The 15,706-nt window shown below is 72.5% G+C and carries 14 protein-coding genes; 10 read left to right on the top strand and 4 right to left on the bottom strand.

The features are described from left to right. The first annotated feature begins 85 nt into the window (after window positions 1-85). Window positions 86-1,483 (top strand): hypothetical protein, encoded by a 1,398-nt coding sequence (locus tag OV079_RS45255; protein ID WP_267776107.1) that lies wholly within the window; start codon window positions 86-88, stop codon window positions 1,481-1,483. Window positions 1,484-1,728: 245 nt separating this feature from the next. On the opposite strand, the gene OV079_RS45250 is transcribed toward OV079_RS45255, so the two are convergent. Beyond that, window positions 1,729-2,208, bottom strand: coding sequence for a hypothetical protein (locus tag OV079_RS45250; RefSeq protein WP_267776106.1), 480 nt, complete (start codon window positions 2,206-2,208; stop codon window positions 1,729-1,731). A 463-nt stretch (window positions 2,209-2,671) separates the two neighbouring features. On the opposite strand from OV079_RS45250, the gene OV079_RS45245 reads away from it, so the two are divergent. Further along, the gene (locus OV079_RS45245) at window positions 2,672-3,739 is read left to right on the top strand and encodes a hypothetical protein (protein ID WP_267776104.1); all 1,068 of its coding nucleotides are present in this window, start codon (window positions 2,672-2,674) and stop codon (window positions 3,737-3,739) included. A 56-nt stretch (window positions 3,740-3,795) separates the two neighbouring features. Beyond that, window positions 3,796-4,461 carry a hypothetical protein gene (locus tag OV079_RS45240; protein WP_267776102.1) on the top strand — a complete coding sequence of 222 codons (666 nt, stop codon included), beginning with the start codon at window positions 3,796-3,798 and terminating at the stop codon, window positions 4,459-4,461. Window positions 4,462-4,669: 208 nt separating this feature from the next. Here the strand turns inward: OV079_RS45240 and OV079_RS45235 are convergent, their stop codons facing one another. Then, window positions 4,670-6,160: an FG-GAP repeat domain-containing protein gene (locus tag OV079_RS45235; protein ID WP_267776100.1), complete on the bottom strand. Its 1,491-nt coding sequence runs from the start codon at window positions 6,158-6,160 to the stop codon at window positions 4,670-4,672. Between the two features lie 115 nt (window positions 6,161-6,275). Here OV079_RS45235 and OV079_RS45230 point away from each other — a divergent pair, with 115 nt between their 5' ends. Continuing rightward, window positions 6,276-7,121: a 3'-5' exonuclease gene (locus OV079_RS45230; RefSeq protein WP_267776099.1), complete on the top strand. Its 846-nt coding sequence runs from the start codon at window positions 6,276-6,278 to the stop codon at window positions 7,119-7,121. A 66-nt stretch (window positions 7,122-7,187) separates the two neighbouring features. Beyond that, entirely contained in the window at window positions 7,188-7,727 is a 540-nt protein-coding gene (locus tag OV079_RS45225) for a hypothetical protein (RefSeq protein WP_267776098.1), read from the top strand. A gap of 106 nt (window positions 7,728-7,833) precedes the next feature. Here OV079_RS45225 and OV079_RS45220 read toward each other — a convergent pair whose 3' ends face one another. After that, window positions 7,834-8,814 carry an aldo/keto reductase gene (locus OV079_RS45220; protein WP_267776097.1) on the bottom strand — a complete coding sequence of 327 codons (981 nt, stop codon included), beginning with the start codon at window positions 8,812-8,814 and terminating at the stop codon, window positions 7,834-7,836. A 40-nt stretch (window positions 8,815-8,854) separates the two neighbouring features. After that, the gene (locus OV079_RS45215; protein ID WP_267776096.1) at window positions 8,855-9,571 is read right to left on the bottom strand and encodes a hypothetical protein; all 717 of its coding nucleotides are present in this window, start codon (window positions 9,569-9,571) and stop codon (window positions 8,855-8,857) included. A 65-nt stretch (window positions 9,572-9,636) separates the two neighbouring features. Here OV079_RS45215 and OV079_RS45210 point away from each other — a divergent pair, with 65 nt between their 5' ends. The 5 genes from OV079_RS45210 (at window position 9,637) to OV079_RS45190 (ending at window position 15,316) form a co-directional block, all read left to right on the top strand. Then, window positions 9,637-11,331, top strand: a complete 1,695-nt coding sequence (locus OV079_RS45210) for a serine/threonine-protein kinase (RefSeq protein WP_338089141.1) — start codon at window positions 9,637-9,639, stop codon at window positions 11,329-11,331. Next, a complete protein-coding gene (locus OV079_RS45205) occupies window positions 11,319-11,840 on the top strand; it encodes a hypothetical protein (protein ID WP_267776095.1) in 522 nt (173 codons plus the stop codon). The genes OV079_RS45210 and OV079_RS45205 overlap by 13 nt, the downstream gene beginning before the upstream one ends. 218 nt (window positions 11,841-12,058) lie before the next feature. Further along, window positions 12,059-12,439 (top strand): hypothetical protein, encoded by a 381-nt coding sequence (locus OV079_RS45200; protein ID WP_267776094.1) that lies wholly within the window; start codon window positions 12,059-12,061, stop codon window positions 12,437-12,439. A gap of 151 nt (window positions 12,440-12,590) precedes the next feature. Further along, window positions 12,591-14,213, top strand: a complete 1,623-nt coding sequence (locus OV079_RS45195) for an ABC-F family ATP-binding cassette domain-containing protein (RefSeq protein ID WP_267776093.1) — start codon at window positions 12,591-12,593, stop codon at window positions 14,211-14,213. 110 nt (window positions 14,214-14,323) lie between these two features. Next, the gene (locus OV079_RS45190) at window positions 14,324-15,316 is read left to right on the top strand and encodes a hypothetical protein (protein WP_267776091.1); all 993 of its coding nucleotides are present in this window, start codon (window positions 14,324-14,326) and stop codon (window positions 15,314-15,316) included. Window positions 15,317-15,706 lie beyond the last annotated feature (390 nt).

The raw sequence follows: 15,706 nt of genomic DNA, 5'->3' as shown, positions 1-15,706 counted from the left end.
GCGCCCCCCGTTCGCCGCCAAGGGCCGCGCCTGGGCCGTCGAGCGGGCCTGGACCGCCGCCGAGGAAGCGCTCTACAGCGCCTGGGTGCGCGACCTGTTCGCCGCCCCGCCGAACGAATCGCCGGCCCTGGCCCGGCTCGACGTCGCCACCGGAGATCCCGCGCGCAACCTCCTCCACGACGCGCTCGGCCTCCAGGAAGATCGGCTCGACAATCCTCTGGCCCTGCGCCTGCGCCCCGACGGCGCCGACCTCCCCTACGTCGTGCGCGCCTACTGGTCGTGGAAGCGCCGGCTCCCGTTCGCCTATCGCAAGTGCCAGCGCGGCGGCGACGGCAAGGCCCCGCGCTGCGGCGACGCGCGCACCAACCTCGCGCCCGGCCCCGGCTTCACCATGCCGGCCACCGAGCTCGCGCGGGTCCAGCGCTTCGTCCACCGCAACCTCGGCTGGGGCGTCCACGCCGGCAATCCGCGCACCGCCGTCGGCGACTCCGCCTCCGACCTCTACCCCGTGCGCCTCGACCACCGCGGCCTGCGCCCCGGGGCCGTCTACGCCGACCCCTACGGCCACGTCTTCTTCGTCGTCGACCTCGTGCCCGCGCAGGACGGCCGCCCGGGCGCCCTGCTGGCCGTCGACGGCCAGCCCGACGGCGGCATCGTCCGCCGCGAGTTCTGGGAGGGCGAGTTCTTGTGGAGCACCGAGCGCGCCCACGGCGGCGTCGGCTTCAAGCAGTTCCGCCCCGTCGTGCGCCAGCCCGGCGGCGGCCTCGTCCAGCTCGGCGACGCCGCGATCGCCGGCGCACCTGACCTCGGGGACATCTGGACCGGCCACGCCGAATTGGCCGGCACCGCCTTCTACGACGCCGTCCGCGCGCTGCTCGAGCCGCCGCCGTGGGACGCCTCCCGGCAGCAGCGCGAGGCCGTCGCCGCCTTCGCCGCGCTCGCGCGCGACCGCGTCGGGCCCATCGATCGCGCCGCCGAGTTCCAGCGCGACCGCAAGCGAGCGATCGCCATGCCCAAGGGCTGGCAGGTGTTCGAGGCCACCGGCGCGTGGGAGAGCCACTCGACCCCCGGCCGCGACCTCCGCCTGCTCGCCGCCCTCGACGTCGTCCGCGGCCTGCCCGACCGCGTGCGCGAGCGGCCCGCCCTCTACGTCACCGGCGGCGACCCCGAGGCCCGCGCCCACGCCCTCGCCGACGAGCTCGACGTCCTGCTCCGCGACCCGCAGTACGCGATCACCTACACCCGCAGCGACGGCAGCCCGTGGACCCTCACCCTGCGCGACCTCGCCGACCGCGAGGCCGCGCTGGAGCGCGCCTACAACCCCAACGATTGCCCCGAGCTGCGCTGGGGCGCCCCCGAAGGCAGCGACGAGCTCGCCACCTGCAGCTTCCGCGCCCCCGCCGACCAGCACGCGCGCATGGAGGCCTACCGCGGCTGGCTGCACCAGCGCCGCCCGCCGACCCGCGGCGACAAGGCCCCCTGACGGCGCATCGGGCCCCGCGCCAACCCCCGCGTTCTCGGGCGCGCCGCGACTCGCCGATCGACATCCGCCTGGCCAGCGAGCGGCATCGTCCCAGTTTCCCGAGAGCAGCTCCCCGCGGTCTACCGGCTATCCGTCGCTATCCGGTTTGACTCCCTTCAGCGAGAGCACGCTCAGCAGGACTCACAGTCGATGCCTTCCGCACCGTCTCGCCCGCCGATCCCGTGGCCGACGACCGAGTACCACCCTCAGGAACATTCGCGGGGGTGTTGCACCCGGCGGGCGACCAGAGTGCCGCGGACCTCGTAGTCGGTCCCCTGCATCACCAGAGCGAGCACGAGCTCGGTACGGCCGTCCTCGAGGTCGCGCCAGCGGACCTGGCCCTGCAGCCGCCACACCGCGGATCCGGCCTGGAGGCTCTCCATGTAAACCGCTCCCGGACCGCCGTGGACCTCGGCCTCGCCCTCGCGGGCCTTCGGCAGCTCGATCAGCAGCTCGCCGATCCGCGGCTCGACCTCCCCCCAGCGATGGCTGGCGGTCAGCGTCGCGCGGCCGGGCGCAGGCCGGAACTCGACCGTGCGCCCGGACGAGCGGTGCAAGCTCGTATCGTCGACCACACACGCCTGCTGCCACTCCGCGGGCACGAACGGCTGCGGTGTCACCTGCGGACGCGCACACGCGCAGGCGAGGAGCATGACGGCGGTCGAGGCCAGGCGAACAGCGACCATGGGCCCATGATACCCGCGTCCCCCCCGCGACGTCGCCCGGTCGGCTTCGGACGTCCGTCGACGAGGTCGAGGAGACCGGGGACACCCGCGGCGCGATCCAGGGCGCCGACCGGCATCCGGGCGCGGTCCGTCCGGCCTCACATGTCCCCCGCGACATGCTCTTTCAAGCATGTCCAGAGAACCACCTCCGTCCCGCCGCCCCGGCGACATGCTCGATCCCGCGATTCGCCGACGCACGCGGTCAGGCCCCTCGGCGCGCGAACCCACCCGTCGGGTCATCGCGCCGCTTCGCCGCCCGCGCGCCGCCGACGTAGCGATTTCGTCACCTCGCGCGGATCCGCCCGACCATCTCAATATACACACCGTTCCCCGCCCTGCGCGCCCGCGCCCGCCGCCCGCGAGCTTCCGTCGCGTCGTCCTTCCTGGCAGCCTGTCTGTTCAGCCGCGCCTGCAGGAGGCCGCCGTGTTCGACTCCGTCGTCCTGGACATCGCCATCGGACTGATCTTCGTGTTCCTCGCCACCAGCCTGGCCATCACCGCGGGCAACGAGCTGCTGGCCTCGATCTTCAAGTGGCGCGCCAAGGACCTCGCCGCCGGCCTGCGCCTGCTCGTCGGCAGGGACGACGGCGAGGCCCGGGCCGGCCAGCCCGACATCACCCGCGCCCTCTACCAGCACCCGCTGCTGCGCGGCCTCCACCGCGACGCCGCCACCGGCGGCGACAGCAGGGCCCCCTCGTACATCCCGCCGCGGATGTTCGCCATGGCGCTGCTCGACATCGCCTTGCGGCCGGCCGACGGCACCGGACAATTGGTGGCAGGCAACCTCGCCGAGATGCGGGCGCAGATCGAGTCGAAGCGCGGCGAGCTCGGCAATCGCGTCACCGACACCTTGCTCACCTTCGTCAATCACGTCGAGCTCGACACCCGCGCCGGCGTCAACAAGCTCGCCGTCCTGCAGCACGACGTCGAGGCGTGGTTCAACGCCGGCATGGGCCGCGTCAGCGAGGTCTACCGCCGCCGCGCCCAGCTGTGGAGCACCCTGCTCGCGGTCTTCTTCGTCGCCGCCCTCAACCTCGACGCCATCCGGATCACCCGCTCCCTCGCCAACGACCCGGTGCTCCGCGCCTCGCTCATCGCCCAGGCCACCGAGGCGGTCAAGCAGGAGTCCCCGCCCGCGCACCTCACCCCGGCCGCCCCGCAGCCCGCCGACGTCAAGTCGCCCCTGCCGACCCCCGCGGCCGAGACCGCGCCGTCGGCCACCGCCGGCGCCTTGCGGCAATTGCAGACCGACATCAGTACCATCAATCAATTGGGCATCCCCGTCGGCTGGGAGGACAACCCGCCGCAGCAGAACGTGTGGTGGTGGGTCAACAAGGTCCTCGGCCTGCTGCTCACCGGCCTCGCCGCCTCGCTCGGCGCCCCGTTCTGGTTCGACGTGCTCAAGAAGGTCAGCAGCCTGCGCGCCGCCGGTCGCATGCCGCCGCCGCCCGACACCTCGAATACGCGCCGCGATCCGCCCGCCGCCGCGTGAACCGGCCTCGCGGCTGCTTGAGGCCCGGCCGCGCGGCGCGGTACCATGAAAGGACCATGTCGCCGCTCCGCCTGACCCTGCTCGCAATCGTGCTGACCGGCTGCCCGCCCGTCTACAAACAGGGCAACACCACCGCCGAGACCACCACCACCACCGGCGGCACCACCAGCGCCACCACCGAGCCGATCGAGCCGACCGGCCCGGGTGCCACCATTGGCACCACCACGGTCGACACCAATCCGACCACCGGCGCCGTCGACACGACGACCACCACCACCGGCGAGCCCGCGACCACCGGCGAGCCCGCGACCACGACCTCCACCACCGAGGCCACGACCACCACCGGCACCACCGGCGAGCCGGACCCGGGCCTGATGGGCGAATGGGGCCACGCCTGTCAGTCCGACGACGAGTGCTCGGCGATCCTCGGCGACAAGGGCGTGTGCCTCACCGACATCCTGATGCTCTATGCGTTGCCGGGCGGCTACTGCACCAAGGAGTGCACCCTGCCCGACGCCATGACTTTCTATGAGGCCGGCGACCCCGCCTGCGCCCCCGACGCCCTGTGCATCGGCGCCTCCGGCTATTTCGAGGCCTGCGCCGTCGAATGCACCGACGACAGCGATTGCCCGCGCGAGGGCTACGAGTGCCGCCTGCTGCCGCAGATCGGTCAACCCGGCGACCCGATGTTCTGCCTGATGACCGACGAATACATGCTGTGAACCACGGCCGCCCCGTGGCAACCGGAGCGGGCCCACTGCCCCGCGACGCACAGCGAGGAGGCGTCGTCGGCGGCGCTCCTGAGGCAGGCGAGGAACGTGGCCCCCTCGTCGGCGGCGGCGCGTCACTGCGACAGCGTTCGCCCTCAGGAGGACGAAGCGCGCGTCCTGCCCCCTCTCGCGCCGCTTCCTGCCGCGAACGCCGTGGCGCTCACGGGCCGCGGATCGTCAGCACCGTGGTCGCATCACGGCTGCCCGCGATCAGGTCGACGCCGCCGTCGCCGTCGACATCGGCGATTCGCAGCACCTCGGGCGCGGTCGCGGCCGGCGCGGCGAGGAGCTGCTCGCACGCGAAGCCGCCGGCCCCGTCGCCGACCAGCACGCTGATCACCGGCGCCTGCGTCGCCGACACCAGGTCGAGCAGGTCGTCGCCGGTCACGTCGATCACCTCGGCGCCGAACAGCGGCTGACCGACCACGAATTCAGCAGCGCCCTCGTCCCACTCGCTGGCCTCCGTGGATCGCCACACTCGCGCGAGCCCCTCGCCGCTGTGCTGCCGCGTCCCCACCAGCTCCGGGCCCGCTTGACCGTCGAGATCGCCGCCGAGCACCCGCGTCCACGTCGTTGGCCCGACCTCGAGCGAACCGCCTGACTTCCACAGGCCCGTCGCCTGTCCGAGCAAGATCCGGATCTCGCCGGAACCGGCGGCCGGCGGCGCGAGCACATCGGCCCTGCCATCGCCGTTCACGTCGAACACGCTCGCGCCGAGCCCGACGAAGCTCAGGTTGTCATCTTCCACCGCCGCGAAGCCTCCGAGGCCGTCGCCGCGCCAGAACCGCAAGCCCGGCAATTTTTCGTTGATTGCGATCAGGTCCCGCGCGCCGTCGCCGTCGCCGTCCGCCATGTGGATGACCCGCGGTCCGCCGTTCGGCATGAAAATCGGCCCCGGCGTGAACAGCCCGCCTTGCCCGAACCACACGCCGACCACCTCGTCGTGCAGCACCGCCAGATCGGGCGAGCCGTCGCCGTCGAGGTCGGCGGCGGCGATCCGCACGTCGATTCGCGGCCCGCCGAGGTCGACCGCGCCGTCGGCGACGAACGTCCCGGCCCCGTCGTTCCACGCCAGCTCGATCTGGCCCACCGAGGGCTGCGCCGCCAGCAAGTCGACGTCGCCGTCGCCGTCGAGGTCGGCCAGCGCGAGCGCGCTCGGAGCATGGCTCAGCCCGGACATCGCCACCTCGCCGGGCGCCTCCGGGCATGCCGGCAGCTCCGCCGGGCCGACCGGCACGCACGAGTGCTCCGCGAGGTCGCATACCTGGCCCTTGGGACAGTCACTGTCGTCCGCGCATTCGAGCTCGGGCGGCGTGCAGCGCTCCCCCAGATCGTCGCGCCCGCAGCACGCGAGGTCCTCCAGGCAGAGCCCGAAGATGCACAGCTGGCATTCGCCGCAGTCCAGCGAGCTCTCGCACTGCCGCCCGCCGGTCGTGCTCGTCCCCGGCTCCGTCATGCTCTCGACCGTCGTACTCGCGACCGTCGCCTCGCTCGTCGGCGCCTCGCTCGTCGGCGCCTCGCTCGTCGACGTCCCGCTCGTGCTCGTGGTCGAGCTCGAGCCCGCCGTGTCCTGTCCCGGCGGCTGCGGGCCGCAAGCGCCGAGCAAGCCCGCCATGACCCATCGCCGCGGCCCCGAGCACTTCCATCCCATCTTCCGACGATGTCACGCCCGCCGCCTCTCCGCAAGCGCAGGACGCGGCCGCGCGAGGTCGCCGGCCAAACTCCCGCCTCGTCAGCGCGCGCGACCTGTGCCATCCGTGCCCGCCATGCCCGCCGCGTTCGACCGCGTCGTCGTGCTCGACTTCGAAGCCACCTGCGACTCGAGCAACCCGCCGAGCCCACAGGAGGTGATCGAGTTCCCCTCGGTGTTGGTCTCGCTGCGTGACCGCGAGGTCGTCGACAGCTTCAGCACCTTCGTCCGCCCGGTGCATCACCCGACGCTCAGCGCGTTCTGCACCGAGCTGACCACCATCCGCCAGCAGGACGTCGACGGCGCCCCGGTGTTCGCCGACGTCCTGGCCGCCCACCGCGCCTGGCTCGAAGGACATGGTCTCTTCGACAGCCAGGGCCGCGAGCGGTTCGCCCTCGTCACCTGCGGCGACTGGGACCTGCAGACCATGCTCCCGGTCCAGTGCGCCGCCGCCGGCATCCCGATCGGCAGCCTGCCGCGCGCCTATCGCCGGTGGATCAACATCAAAAAGATCTTCCTCGACGTCCTGAAGAAGGCCAAGACCACCGGCATGCCCGCCATGCTGCAGGCGCTCGGCCTCGAGCTGCAGGGCACCCACCACCGCGGCATCGACGACTGTCACAACATCGCCCGGCTCGCCCTCGCCCTGGCCGACCGCGGCGCCCGCTTCGAGCTGACCGGCAAGCTCGCCGCCTCCCACTACCCCGAGCTCCCGCTGGAGCTGCAGTGGGGCGACCGCGTCGATCGCGTTTTTCTAAAAAGCGCCACCTCGCCAGCTTGCTCGGCCTCGCCAGCGGGATCTTTCGCACCAAGATCGTCCGCGCCACCGGGCCCGACGGCGCCGCGATCGAAGACGACGACCCGCTCGCCGAGCTGCCCCCCGAGTCGCGCCTCCGCGTGTTCAGCGCCCGTGACCCCGTGACATGACCGCTTCGACATGTCTCTTCATACATGTTCGTGAGAGCATGTCCTTTCATTGCATCGCGCCATGTCCGAATCCTCCGCGCTGACTCGTTACGCCTACGTCGGCCCGCCGGCGATCCGCGACCGCGAGCGCGGCGAGCCCGGGGCGGTGATCACCGGCGGCGACGACCTCGAGCGCTGGTTCTCCGCCCACCCGGAAGCCGCCGGCGAGGGCGCCACCTACGTCGTCGACCTGCAGGGCCGCCTGCGCCTCGCCGCGCGCCGCTCCGAGCACATCGACTGCGCGGGCGGTCAGGCCGTGCTCGCGGCCGGCGAGCTCCGCCTCGGCCGCGCCGCCGACCGGCGAATCGTCGTCCGCGAGGTCAGCAATCAATCGACCGGTTATTGCCCCGACCCCGACTGCTGGCCGGCCGTGGCCACCGCCCTGAACGCCGCCGGCCTCGCCGCGCCGGCCGGCTTCACCCGCGCCTTCGTGTTCCGTCGCTGCCCCGCCTGCGCCCAGACGAACCTCGTCAAGGACGAATGGTTCGTCTGCGCCGCCTGCGACGCCGAGCTGCCGCGCGCGTGGAACTTCGCCGAGTCCGCGGCTCAGACGATGTCGTAGCTGTCCTTGCCGCGCCCGAGCCCGAGCGCTTTCGGATGGACCTTCGGCCCGGTCTTGAGCCGCTCGCGCAGCGCCGCCATGACGACAATCTACTACGAATCGCCGCTCACCCCGCCACCAGCGCCGCGATCTGCTCGCGCTCCGCCGCGTCGGGCAGGCGGCCGAAGCCGGCGCGCACGTTGTCGGCCATGTGCTTCGGCGAGCTCGTGGCCGGCAGCGGGCAATGCACGGCCGGGTGCCCGAGGATGAACTTCAAGAAGAGCTGACCGAAGCTCGTGCAATCGAGGTCGGCCGCCCACGCCGGCAGCGGCTGGCCCTTCACGCGCTCGAACAGCGAGCCGCCGTCGAACGGGCGCATCACCAGCACCGCCACCCCGAGCTCGGCCGCCGTGGGCAGCAGCCGCTGCTCGGCCGCGCGCGTCGCCGCCGAGTAGGGCAGCTGCACGAAGTCCAGCGGCTCGCGCCGGAGCACCCGCTCCAGCTCGTCGAGCCCCGAATGGGTGTAGTGCGTGATCCCGAGGTAGCGCACCCGCCCCGCCTCGCGCAGGCGCCGGAGCGTGGCGATGTGGGTGTCGAAGTCGAGCAGGTTGTGGACCTGCAGCAGATCCAGCCGGTCCGTCCGCAGCAGGCGCATCGACCGATCGATCTGCGCCTCGCCCTCCGAGCGGCCGCGCGTCCACACCTTCGTCGCCCAGAACGGCCGCGCCGGCGCACCTGTCTCCGCGACCAGGTCACCCGCGACCGCCTCCGCCCGCCCGTACATCGGCGAGCTGTCGATCACTTGCCCGCCCGCGCCGGCGAACTGCGCCAGCACCTCGCGCAGCGGCGCCCGCTCGCCCGCGTCGCGCCCGACGTCGAAGGTCTGCCAGGTGCCCATGCCGATCACCGGCAGGGCCTCGTGCGTACGAGGGTGGGCGCGCGTCAGCATGGTCGTCGTCTCCGTCGAGGTCGTCGGCGTCGCCGCGGTCGTCGCAATCGGTGCTGCCGCCGCGGTCGGGCGCGGCCCGTCGACGGCATCGACCTGTCCTTTTCGACAGCCGACCATCAGCCCGCCGGCGACCCCGAGCAGCGCGCGACGGCTCAGCATGCCGCAAAGCTACGGGAGCCCGCGCCGCCTCGCAACCCGCTCAGCGGCCGCAGCAGGCGTCGAGGCGCGCCGGCGCCAGCTTGATGTCGTCGCACACGCCCTCGGGCGCGCACGTCCCGGCCGGGGCGCCGTCGATCTCGCAGGTGCACTCGGCCGCGTCGCACACGAGGCGGCGGCTCGGCGCCTCGAGGCACTCGTCGACGTACACGCAGCCGTCCGGCGGCGTGTCTCCGCCGAACTCCTGGAAGAGCTCGCAACCATCATCGCCGAACAGGCACCATTCCGTCGCGGCGGAGAAGTCGTTCCAGCACGGCGACTCGCCCGACTCGAGCGACCTGCAGGTGTCTATTTCAAAGCACTCGGCGGTCAGCTGCCACCGCTGCAAGCAATTCGTGCCGCTCAGCAGCTCCGGCTGGCACGGGCAGCCGTCGAACGCGCCTTCGAGCTCGCAGGCGACCAGCCGGTCACAGAACTGCTGGCACACCGCTGCCGGATCGCCGCCCGGGTCCGAGCTGCTCGTGCCGGGCGTCGGCTCGGAGCCGCTCGAACTCGACGTCGCGCCGCCCGTCGTCGGCTCCGGCGCGCCCGACGACTCGCTCGTGCTCGACTGACCGCCCGTACCTGAACCGCCGGTCGGGTCTGGCGCGCCGGTCGCGTCGGTCGCGGTCGACGCCGCCGTCTCGGTCTCCCCCTGCGGATCGCCGTCCTTCTGCTCGCAGGCGAGCATCACCACCAAAGTAAGCCAGATTCGCTGCATTCCCCGAGCATGGCACGCCTGCAGACGGCAGCCAAACGCGACCGCGCCCGGTGTAGTGTCGGGGCATCTCGAAGACGCACCCAGACACCCTGCCGCCGCGCGACGACCGGCCGGTCCGGTGGATCGGTCGGATCATCGACGGTCGCTACCGGATCGTCGAGCTGCTCGGCGAGGGCGGCATGGGGGCCGTGTACGTCGCCGAGCACCTCAAGCTGCACAAGCACGTCGCCCTCAAGACGATCCGGGCCCAGTTCGCCGCCAACAGCCAGGCCGAGGCGCGGTTCACCCGCGAGGCGCTGGCGACGGCGCGGCTCGATCACCCGCACGTCGTCAGCGCGATCGACTACGGCCATTTGCCGGAGGGCGGCGCGTACCTGGTGATCCAGCTGGTGCGCGGCCACAGCCTGACGAAGCGGATCGAGCAAGGCCCGTTGACGTGGCAGCAGGCGTGCAAGCTCGGCGCGCAGATCGCCGACGCCCTCGCGGCCGCGCACGGCCTCGGCATCATCCACCGCGACCTCAAGCCGGACAACATCCTGCTCGAGCCGCGCGAGGGCGACGAGTTCCACGCGCGCGTCCTCGACTTCGGCATCGCCCGCGTCTCCGGCGGCGAGGGCACCGGCACGATCGCCGACATCAGCCTTCCTATCACCCGCATGGGCGCGGTCGTCGGCACGCCCGGGTACATGGCGCCCGAGCAGGCCGTGGGCGAGAAGGTCGACGTCCGCGCCGACCTCTACGCGCTCGGCGTCATCCTGTGGGAGGCCTGCACCGGCCGCTATTTGTGGGACGCCGAGTCGCTCACCGACCTGTTCGCCGCGCAGCTGTCGAAGCCCGCCCCGCACCTGCACGGCGCGACCCGCCTCGAGGTCCCGCCGCCGCTGGCGAACCTCGTCGCCCAGTTGCTCGCGCGCAAGCCCGAGGAGCGTCCCGCGACCGCCGTCACAGTGCGCGACGAGCTGCGCAAGCTCGCCCTCAGCGCCGAGGTCAGCCTCATCCTCGCCGCCGCCGGCCCCGCAACGCCGGCCGCGATCTCTAAATTGCCACCGCGAGCGGCAGCGCGAGCCCTGCTGCAGCGTCCGCAGCTCCCGCGGCCTCCGCTCCCGCTGCTTCTGCCTCCGCTGCTTCTGCCTCCGCTGCTTCTGCTCCCGCTGCTCCTGCTCCCCCTGCTTCTGCTCCCGCTCACGCTGCTTCTGCCTCCGCTGCTTCTACCTCCGCTGCTTCTGCCTCCGCTGCTTCTGCTCCCGCTGCTTCCGTCTCCGCCTCCGCTCCCGCTACTTTCACCTCGCAAGCCGCTTCCGCGACTCCCACGCCTCCCGCTGCTTCCGTCGCGCGCTCCGCCGCGCGTCCCGGCTCCCCCGCGCGTCCGGGAGCCGCCGCGGCTCCTGGCTCCGTCGCGCGGCCCGGCCCGGCTCCCGAAAAGACCCCCTCCGTCGCCGAGGTCGTCGCTGCCGTCCCGTTCGCCAGGCTCTCCGTGGTCATGCCCGGCTCTGCGTCCGCACCCGCCTCCGGACGCACCGACGCATCGCCTGCCCCTCCCTCGCCGAGCGCCGCTGCAGGCTCGGCCTCTCACCCGACCGTTCGACCTGCGGCCGATACGTCTGCCGCCTCGACCGCGCCCCCGGCCGCGTCGCTCTCCGCCCCTGCCCTCGCCGCCGCCGCGAGCCGCGCCGACACGCGCTCCGAGCCGACCGGCAGCGCCACCGCGATCCCGCGGGTCGTCTGGCTCGGCGGGCTCGTCGGCCTCGTGCTGGTCGTGATCACCATCTTCGTCGCGGTCGCCCTGTCTGGCCGAAAGGACAGCCCCACGAGCGATCCCGCCGCGAGCCCCGCGGGCGCCCCGGCGAACGACGTCGCCAGCGACGACCCGCGTCCGCGGCGCACCGGTCACAGCGCCATCGCCGAGCTCGTCGCCGAGGTCCCGGAGCTCTACGCCGAGCACGCGCGGACCCTGCTGACCAGCGACGACGCCCGCGCCCGCGAGCGCGCCGGCACGGCGATCGCCCTCGCCCCGCCCGAGGACAAGCCTGGCATCCCCGAGTACCTGCGCAACCTCGCCTGGTTCGAGCAGGTCACCGACTGCGAGGACAAGCGACCGATCCTCGACAAGATCTGGGAGTCCGGCGACACCCGGGCCTTGCCCGGCCTGCAGCGGATCGCCGCCACCCCGCCCGGCGACTGTCGCGTCGGCTTCATGCGCTTCGAGTGCATCGAGTGCCTGCGCGACGAGCTCGCCCGCGTCATCGCCCGCTCTGAAGCCCAGCGCTGACGGCAGGCGCACGGGCCGCACATGTCTCTTCGGACATGCCGTCCTCGCGCCGCCGCCTGTCTCTTCAGCCAGGCGCCGCATTCGCTCGCCCGCGTCTCCTGCATGTCCTTTCGGCCAGGTATCATCCGCCTCCGCCGCGCGCCTCACGAGCGCCCCCGCGCTTCGCTCTCGGCGCGCCCCTCTCGACGTCCTCGCACCGCGGCCGCATCCTGGTTCGCATGAGCGACCGCACCTCCTTCAGCTGTTTCCGCGACCTCGTGCACCACATGCAGCTCGGCGCCGGTCACCACGCCGTCGTCGAGCTGCTGCTGCGGCTGTGCACCGAGGTCGACGCCTTGCGGCAGGCGCTGGCCGACCCGCGCGTCCCGGCCGAGGTGCGGCACAGCTACCGCGAGGCCCACGCTCGCGCCGTCACGCGCGCGCACAACTCTGCCGGCCCGTACGGCTCCGGCGAAAAAGTCCTGAGCGCCTATTACAACCGCGAGGCCGACGCCGACCGGCTCGCCCCGGAGCTCGACATGGCCGCCAGGCTGGGAGCCGGCCCCGAGGAGCTTGCGACCCTGCGCGCCACCCTCGAGGAGGTCGAGATGTACACCTGACCGCCGTCGCGGAAGTCGCCGGCGGGTCAGGCTCCAGGGCCGCGAATTCGCCGTCTCCGCCGGCCCTCGCGGTCTCGCGCCGTTCACGCCGTGCATCACCGCACGGCCCGCGCGAGGCCTCCCCGCCGCGGCTCATGTAGTCTCCGCGCCCGTGATCCACATCGACGCCATCTCCAAGCAGCACGGCAGCCAGCTGCTGTTCGTCGAGGCCTCCGCCACCGTGTTCCGCGGCGAGAAGGTCGGGCTCGTCGGGCCCAACGGCGCCGGCAAGACCACCATCTTTCGCATGGTCATGCAGACCGAGAGCCCCGACGAGGGCCAGGTGCGGGTCGAGAAGAACATCTCGCTCGGCTACTTCAGCCAGGACGTCGGCGAGATGGCCGGGCGCAGCGTCGTCGCCGAGACCATGGACGGCGCCGGTCCGGTCGCGGCGGTCGCCGCCGAGCTGGCCGCGCTCGAGCAGGCGCTCGCCGACCCCGCGCGCATGGACGAGCTCGACGCCCTCGTCACCCGCTTCGGCGAGGTCCAGGCCCGCTTCGAGGAGCTCGGCGGCTACGGCCTCGACTCGCGCGCGCGCGAGATCCTCGCCGGCCTCGGCTTCGACCAGGACATGATGGACGGCGACGTCGGCAAGCTCTCCGGCGGCTGGAAGATGCGGGTCGCGCTCGCCCGCATCCTGCTCATGCGCCCCGACGTGCTGCTGCTCGACGAGCCGACCAACCACCTCGACCTCGAGTCGATCCTGTGGCTCGAGGGTTATCTCAAGGACTTCCAGGGCGCGCTGGTCATGACCAGCCACGACCGCGAGTTCCTCAACCGGATCGTCACCAAGATCCTCGAGATCGACGGCGGCGAGCTCACCACCTACGGCGGCAACTTCGACTTCTACGAGCAGCAGCGGGCCCTCGGCGAGGCCCAGCAGCAGGCCCAGTACGAGCGCCAGCAGGCCATGCTGGCCAAGGAGATCCGCTTCATCGAGCGGTTCAAGGCCCAGGCCGGGCGGGCCGCGCAGGTGCAGTCGCGGGTCAAGAAGCTCGACAAGATCGAGAAGCTCGAGCCCCCGCGGCGGCGCAAGGTCCTGTCGTTCGACTTCCGCGTCGCCCCGCGCAGCGGCAACGACGTCGTCAAGATCAGCGGGGTCCACAAGGCCTACGGCAAGAAGATCATCTATTCGGGCTTCGACCTGATGATCCGCCGCAAGGAGCGGTGGTGCATCATGGGCGAGAACGGGGCCGGCAAGTCGACCCTGCTCAAGCTGATCGCCGGCCAGACCCAGCCCGACCGCGGTGATGTCACGATCGGCGCCGCGGTCAAGCTGGGCTACTTCGCCCAGCACGCCATGGACCTGCTCGAAGGGACAGGTACCGTCATCGACTCGCTGATGGCCGCCTTCCCGCTGGCCTCGATCGGCCAGCTCAAGGCGCTGGCCGGCGCCTTCGGCTTCTCCGGCGAGGACGCCGACAAGCCGGTCCGGATCCTCTCGGGCGGCGAGAAGGCCCGCGTCGTCCTGGCGCGCATGCTCTACGACCCGCCGAACCTGCTGGTGCTCGACGAGCCGACCAACCACCTCGACATGGCGACCAAGGACATGCTCGTCGGCGCGCTGTCGAACTTCGAGGGCACGATCGTGTTCGTCTCGCACGACCGCCGCTTTTTGGCCGCGCTGTCGAACCGGGTCCTGGAGCTCGGCGCCGGCGAGCCGCGGGTGTACGGCGGTGGTTACAGCGAATACGTGGCCCAGAGCGGCCACGAGGCTCCAGGAATGCGGGCGTAAGCCGATTACAGGGCGCCTGCGCTTGACGATCCCGATCGTCCGGCTCAAGTAGTGGACCGCCGCACATCCGCGGCCTTGGTTTCGGCTACGCTCCGGATGATAGGTTCGTCATGTCCATAACTCGTCGTCCTCACGTCCGTCTCCGCGCCATCGCCACCGCCGTGCTCGCCCTCGAAGCGGCCGGCTGCGGCTGCCCCGACCCCGAGCCCGACACCAGCGAGTTCACGGGGACCGTAAAAGGCCCCGATCTCAAGAACGCGCGCGAGGACGGCGATACCGACGAGGCCCGCTGCGAGGCCGCCTGCCGGGTCGTCGCCGCGGAGGTGCTCGACGAGATCGAGAAGTGCGAGGCGAAGGGCCCCGAGACCGATCCCTCCAAGCCCTGGGCCGAGGGCGTCGAGGAGATCACGGTCACCTGCACGGCCACCTATACGCCGTTCCAGTTCTGCACCGGCCGCCGCCCGCAGGGCCACAAAGAGGCCGACATCGCCGTGCAGTCGCGGGCCGGCTGGTTCGCGGTCCACGCCCACCTCGAGCGCGCCGCCGTGACTGCGTTCCGCGAGTTGGCAGCGTGGCTGACCGGCCGCGGCGCCCCCGCCGGGCTGGTCGGCCGCTGCCGCGACGCCGCCGCCGACGAGGTCCGCCACGCCGACGCCCTCGAGGCGCTGGCCCTCCGCGACGGCGCCGAGGTCCCGCCCCCGCGCGCCGACCCGCCGGTCGACGACCTGTTCGCGGTCGCCTGCCACAACGCGGTCGAGGGCTGCGTGTCCGAGGCGTTCGCCGCCGTCGTCGCCGCCCACCAGGCCGCCCACGCCCGCTCGCTCGAGCTGCGCGTCCTGTTCACGCGGATCGCCGCCGACGAGCTGCGCCACGGTCAGCTCGCCTGGGACCTCCATGCCTGGCTGTGGGACCGCCTGACGCCCGCGCAGCAGACCGCCGTCGCCGAGCTGCAGGCCCGCGCGCTGCTCGACCTGCCCGGCAACTCGCGCGGCGCCGCCGCGGCCACCCCGCGCGAGCTCGGCTGGCCCGACCCCGCCCACGCCGCCCGCATGGCCGAGCTGTTCGCCCGCCGCCTGCGCGACGCCGCCGGCCTGGCCGCCTGACGGGGCCGCCGGGCGCCGGAGCGTCAATGTCCCCAAGGACATGCATGGATCGACATGTCCTCGAGGACCTGCTCACGAGAGCATGTCCCATGAGACTGGTCGCCGCAGCACACCTCTCGCGGCCCCGGGTAGCTGTCGCTACCAGGATGTGACTTCCACGCAGCGTGCCCGCCCTCGCGCGGACCCGGCCGCCGGCGCGAGCCCGCCGTGGAACCTCGCTCGCGTGCTGTCGCTATTCCGGTGTGACTTCCACGCAGCGTGCCCGCCCTCGCGCGGACCCGGCCGCCGGCGCGAGCCCGCCGTGGAACCTCGCTCGCGCGCGCCGCGAGCTGCGATGATCGATCGCCGGCGGCGGCTCCCGGCGCTCCGCTCAGCCGCACGGGTCCAGGT

The organism is Nannocystis pusilla (assembly GCF_026626665.1).
Classification (GTDB): Bacteria; Myxococcota_A; Polyangia; order Nannocystales; family Nannocystaceae; genus Nannocystis; species Nannocystis pusilla.
The sequence above is the reverse complement of the archived record's forward strand: the minus strand, read 5'-3'. Positions and strand labels throughout refer to the sequence as shown.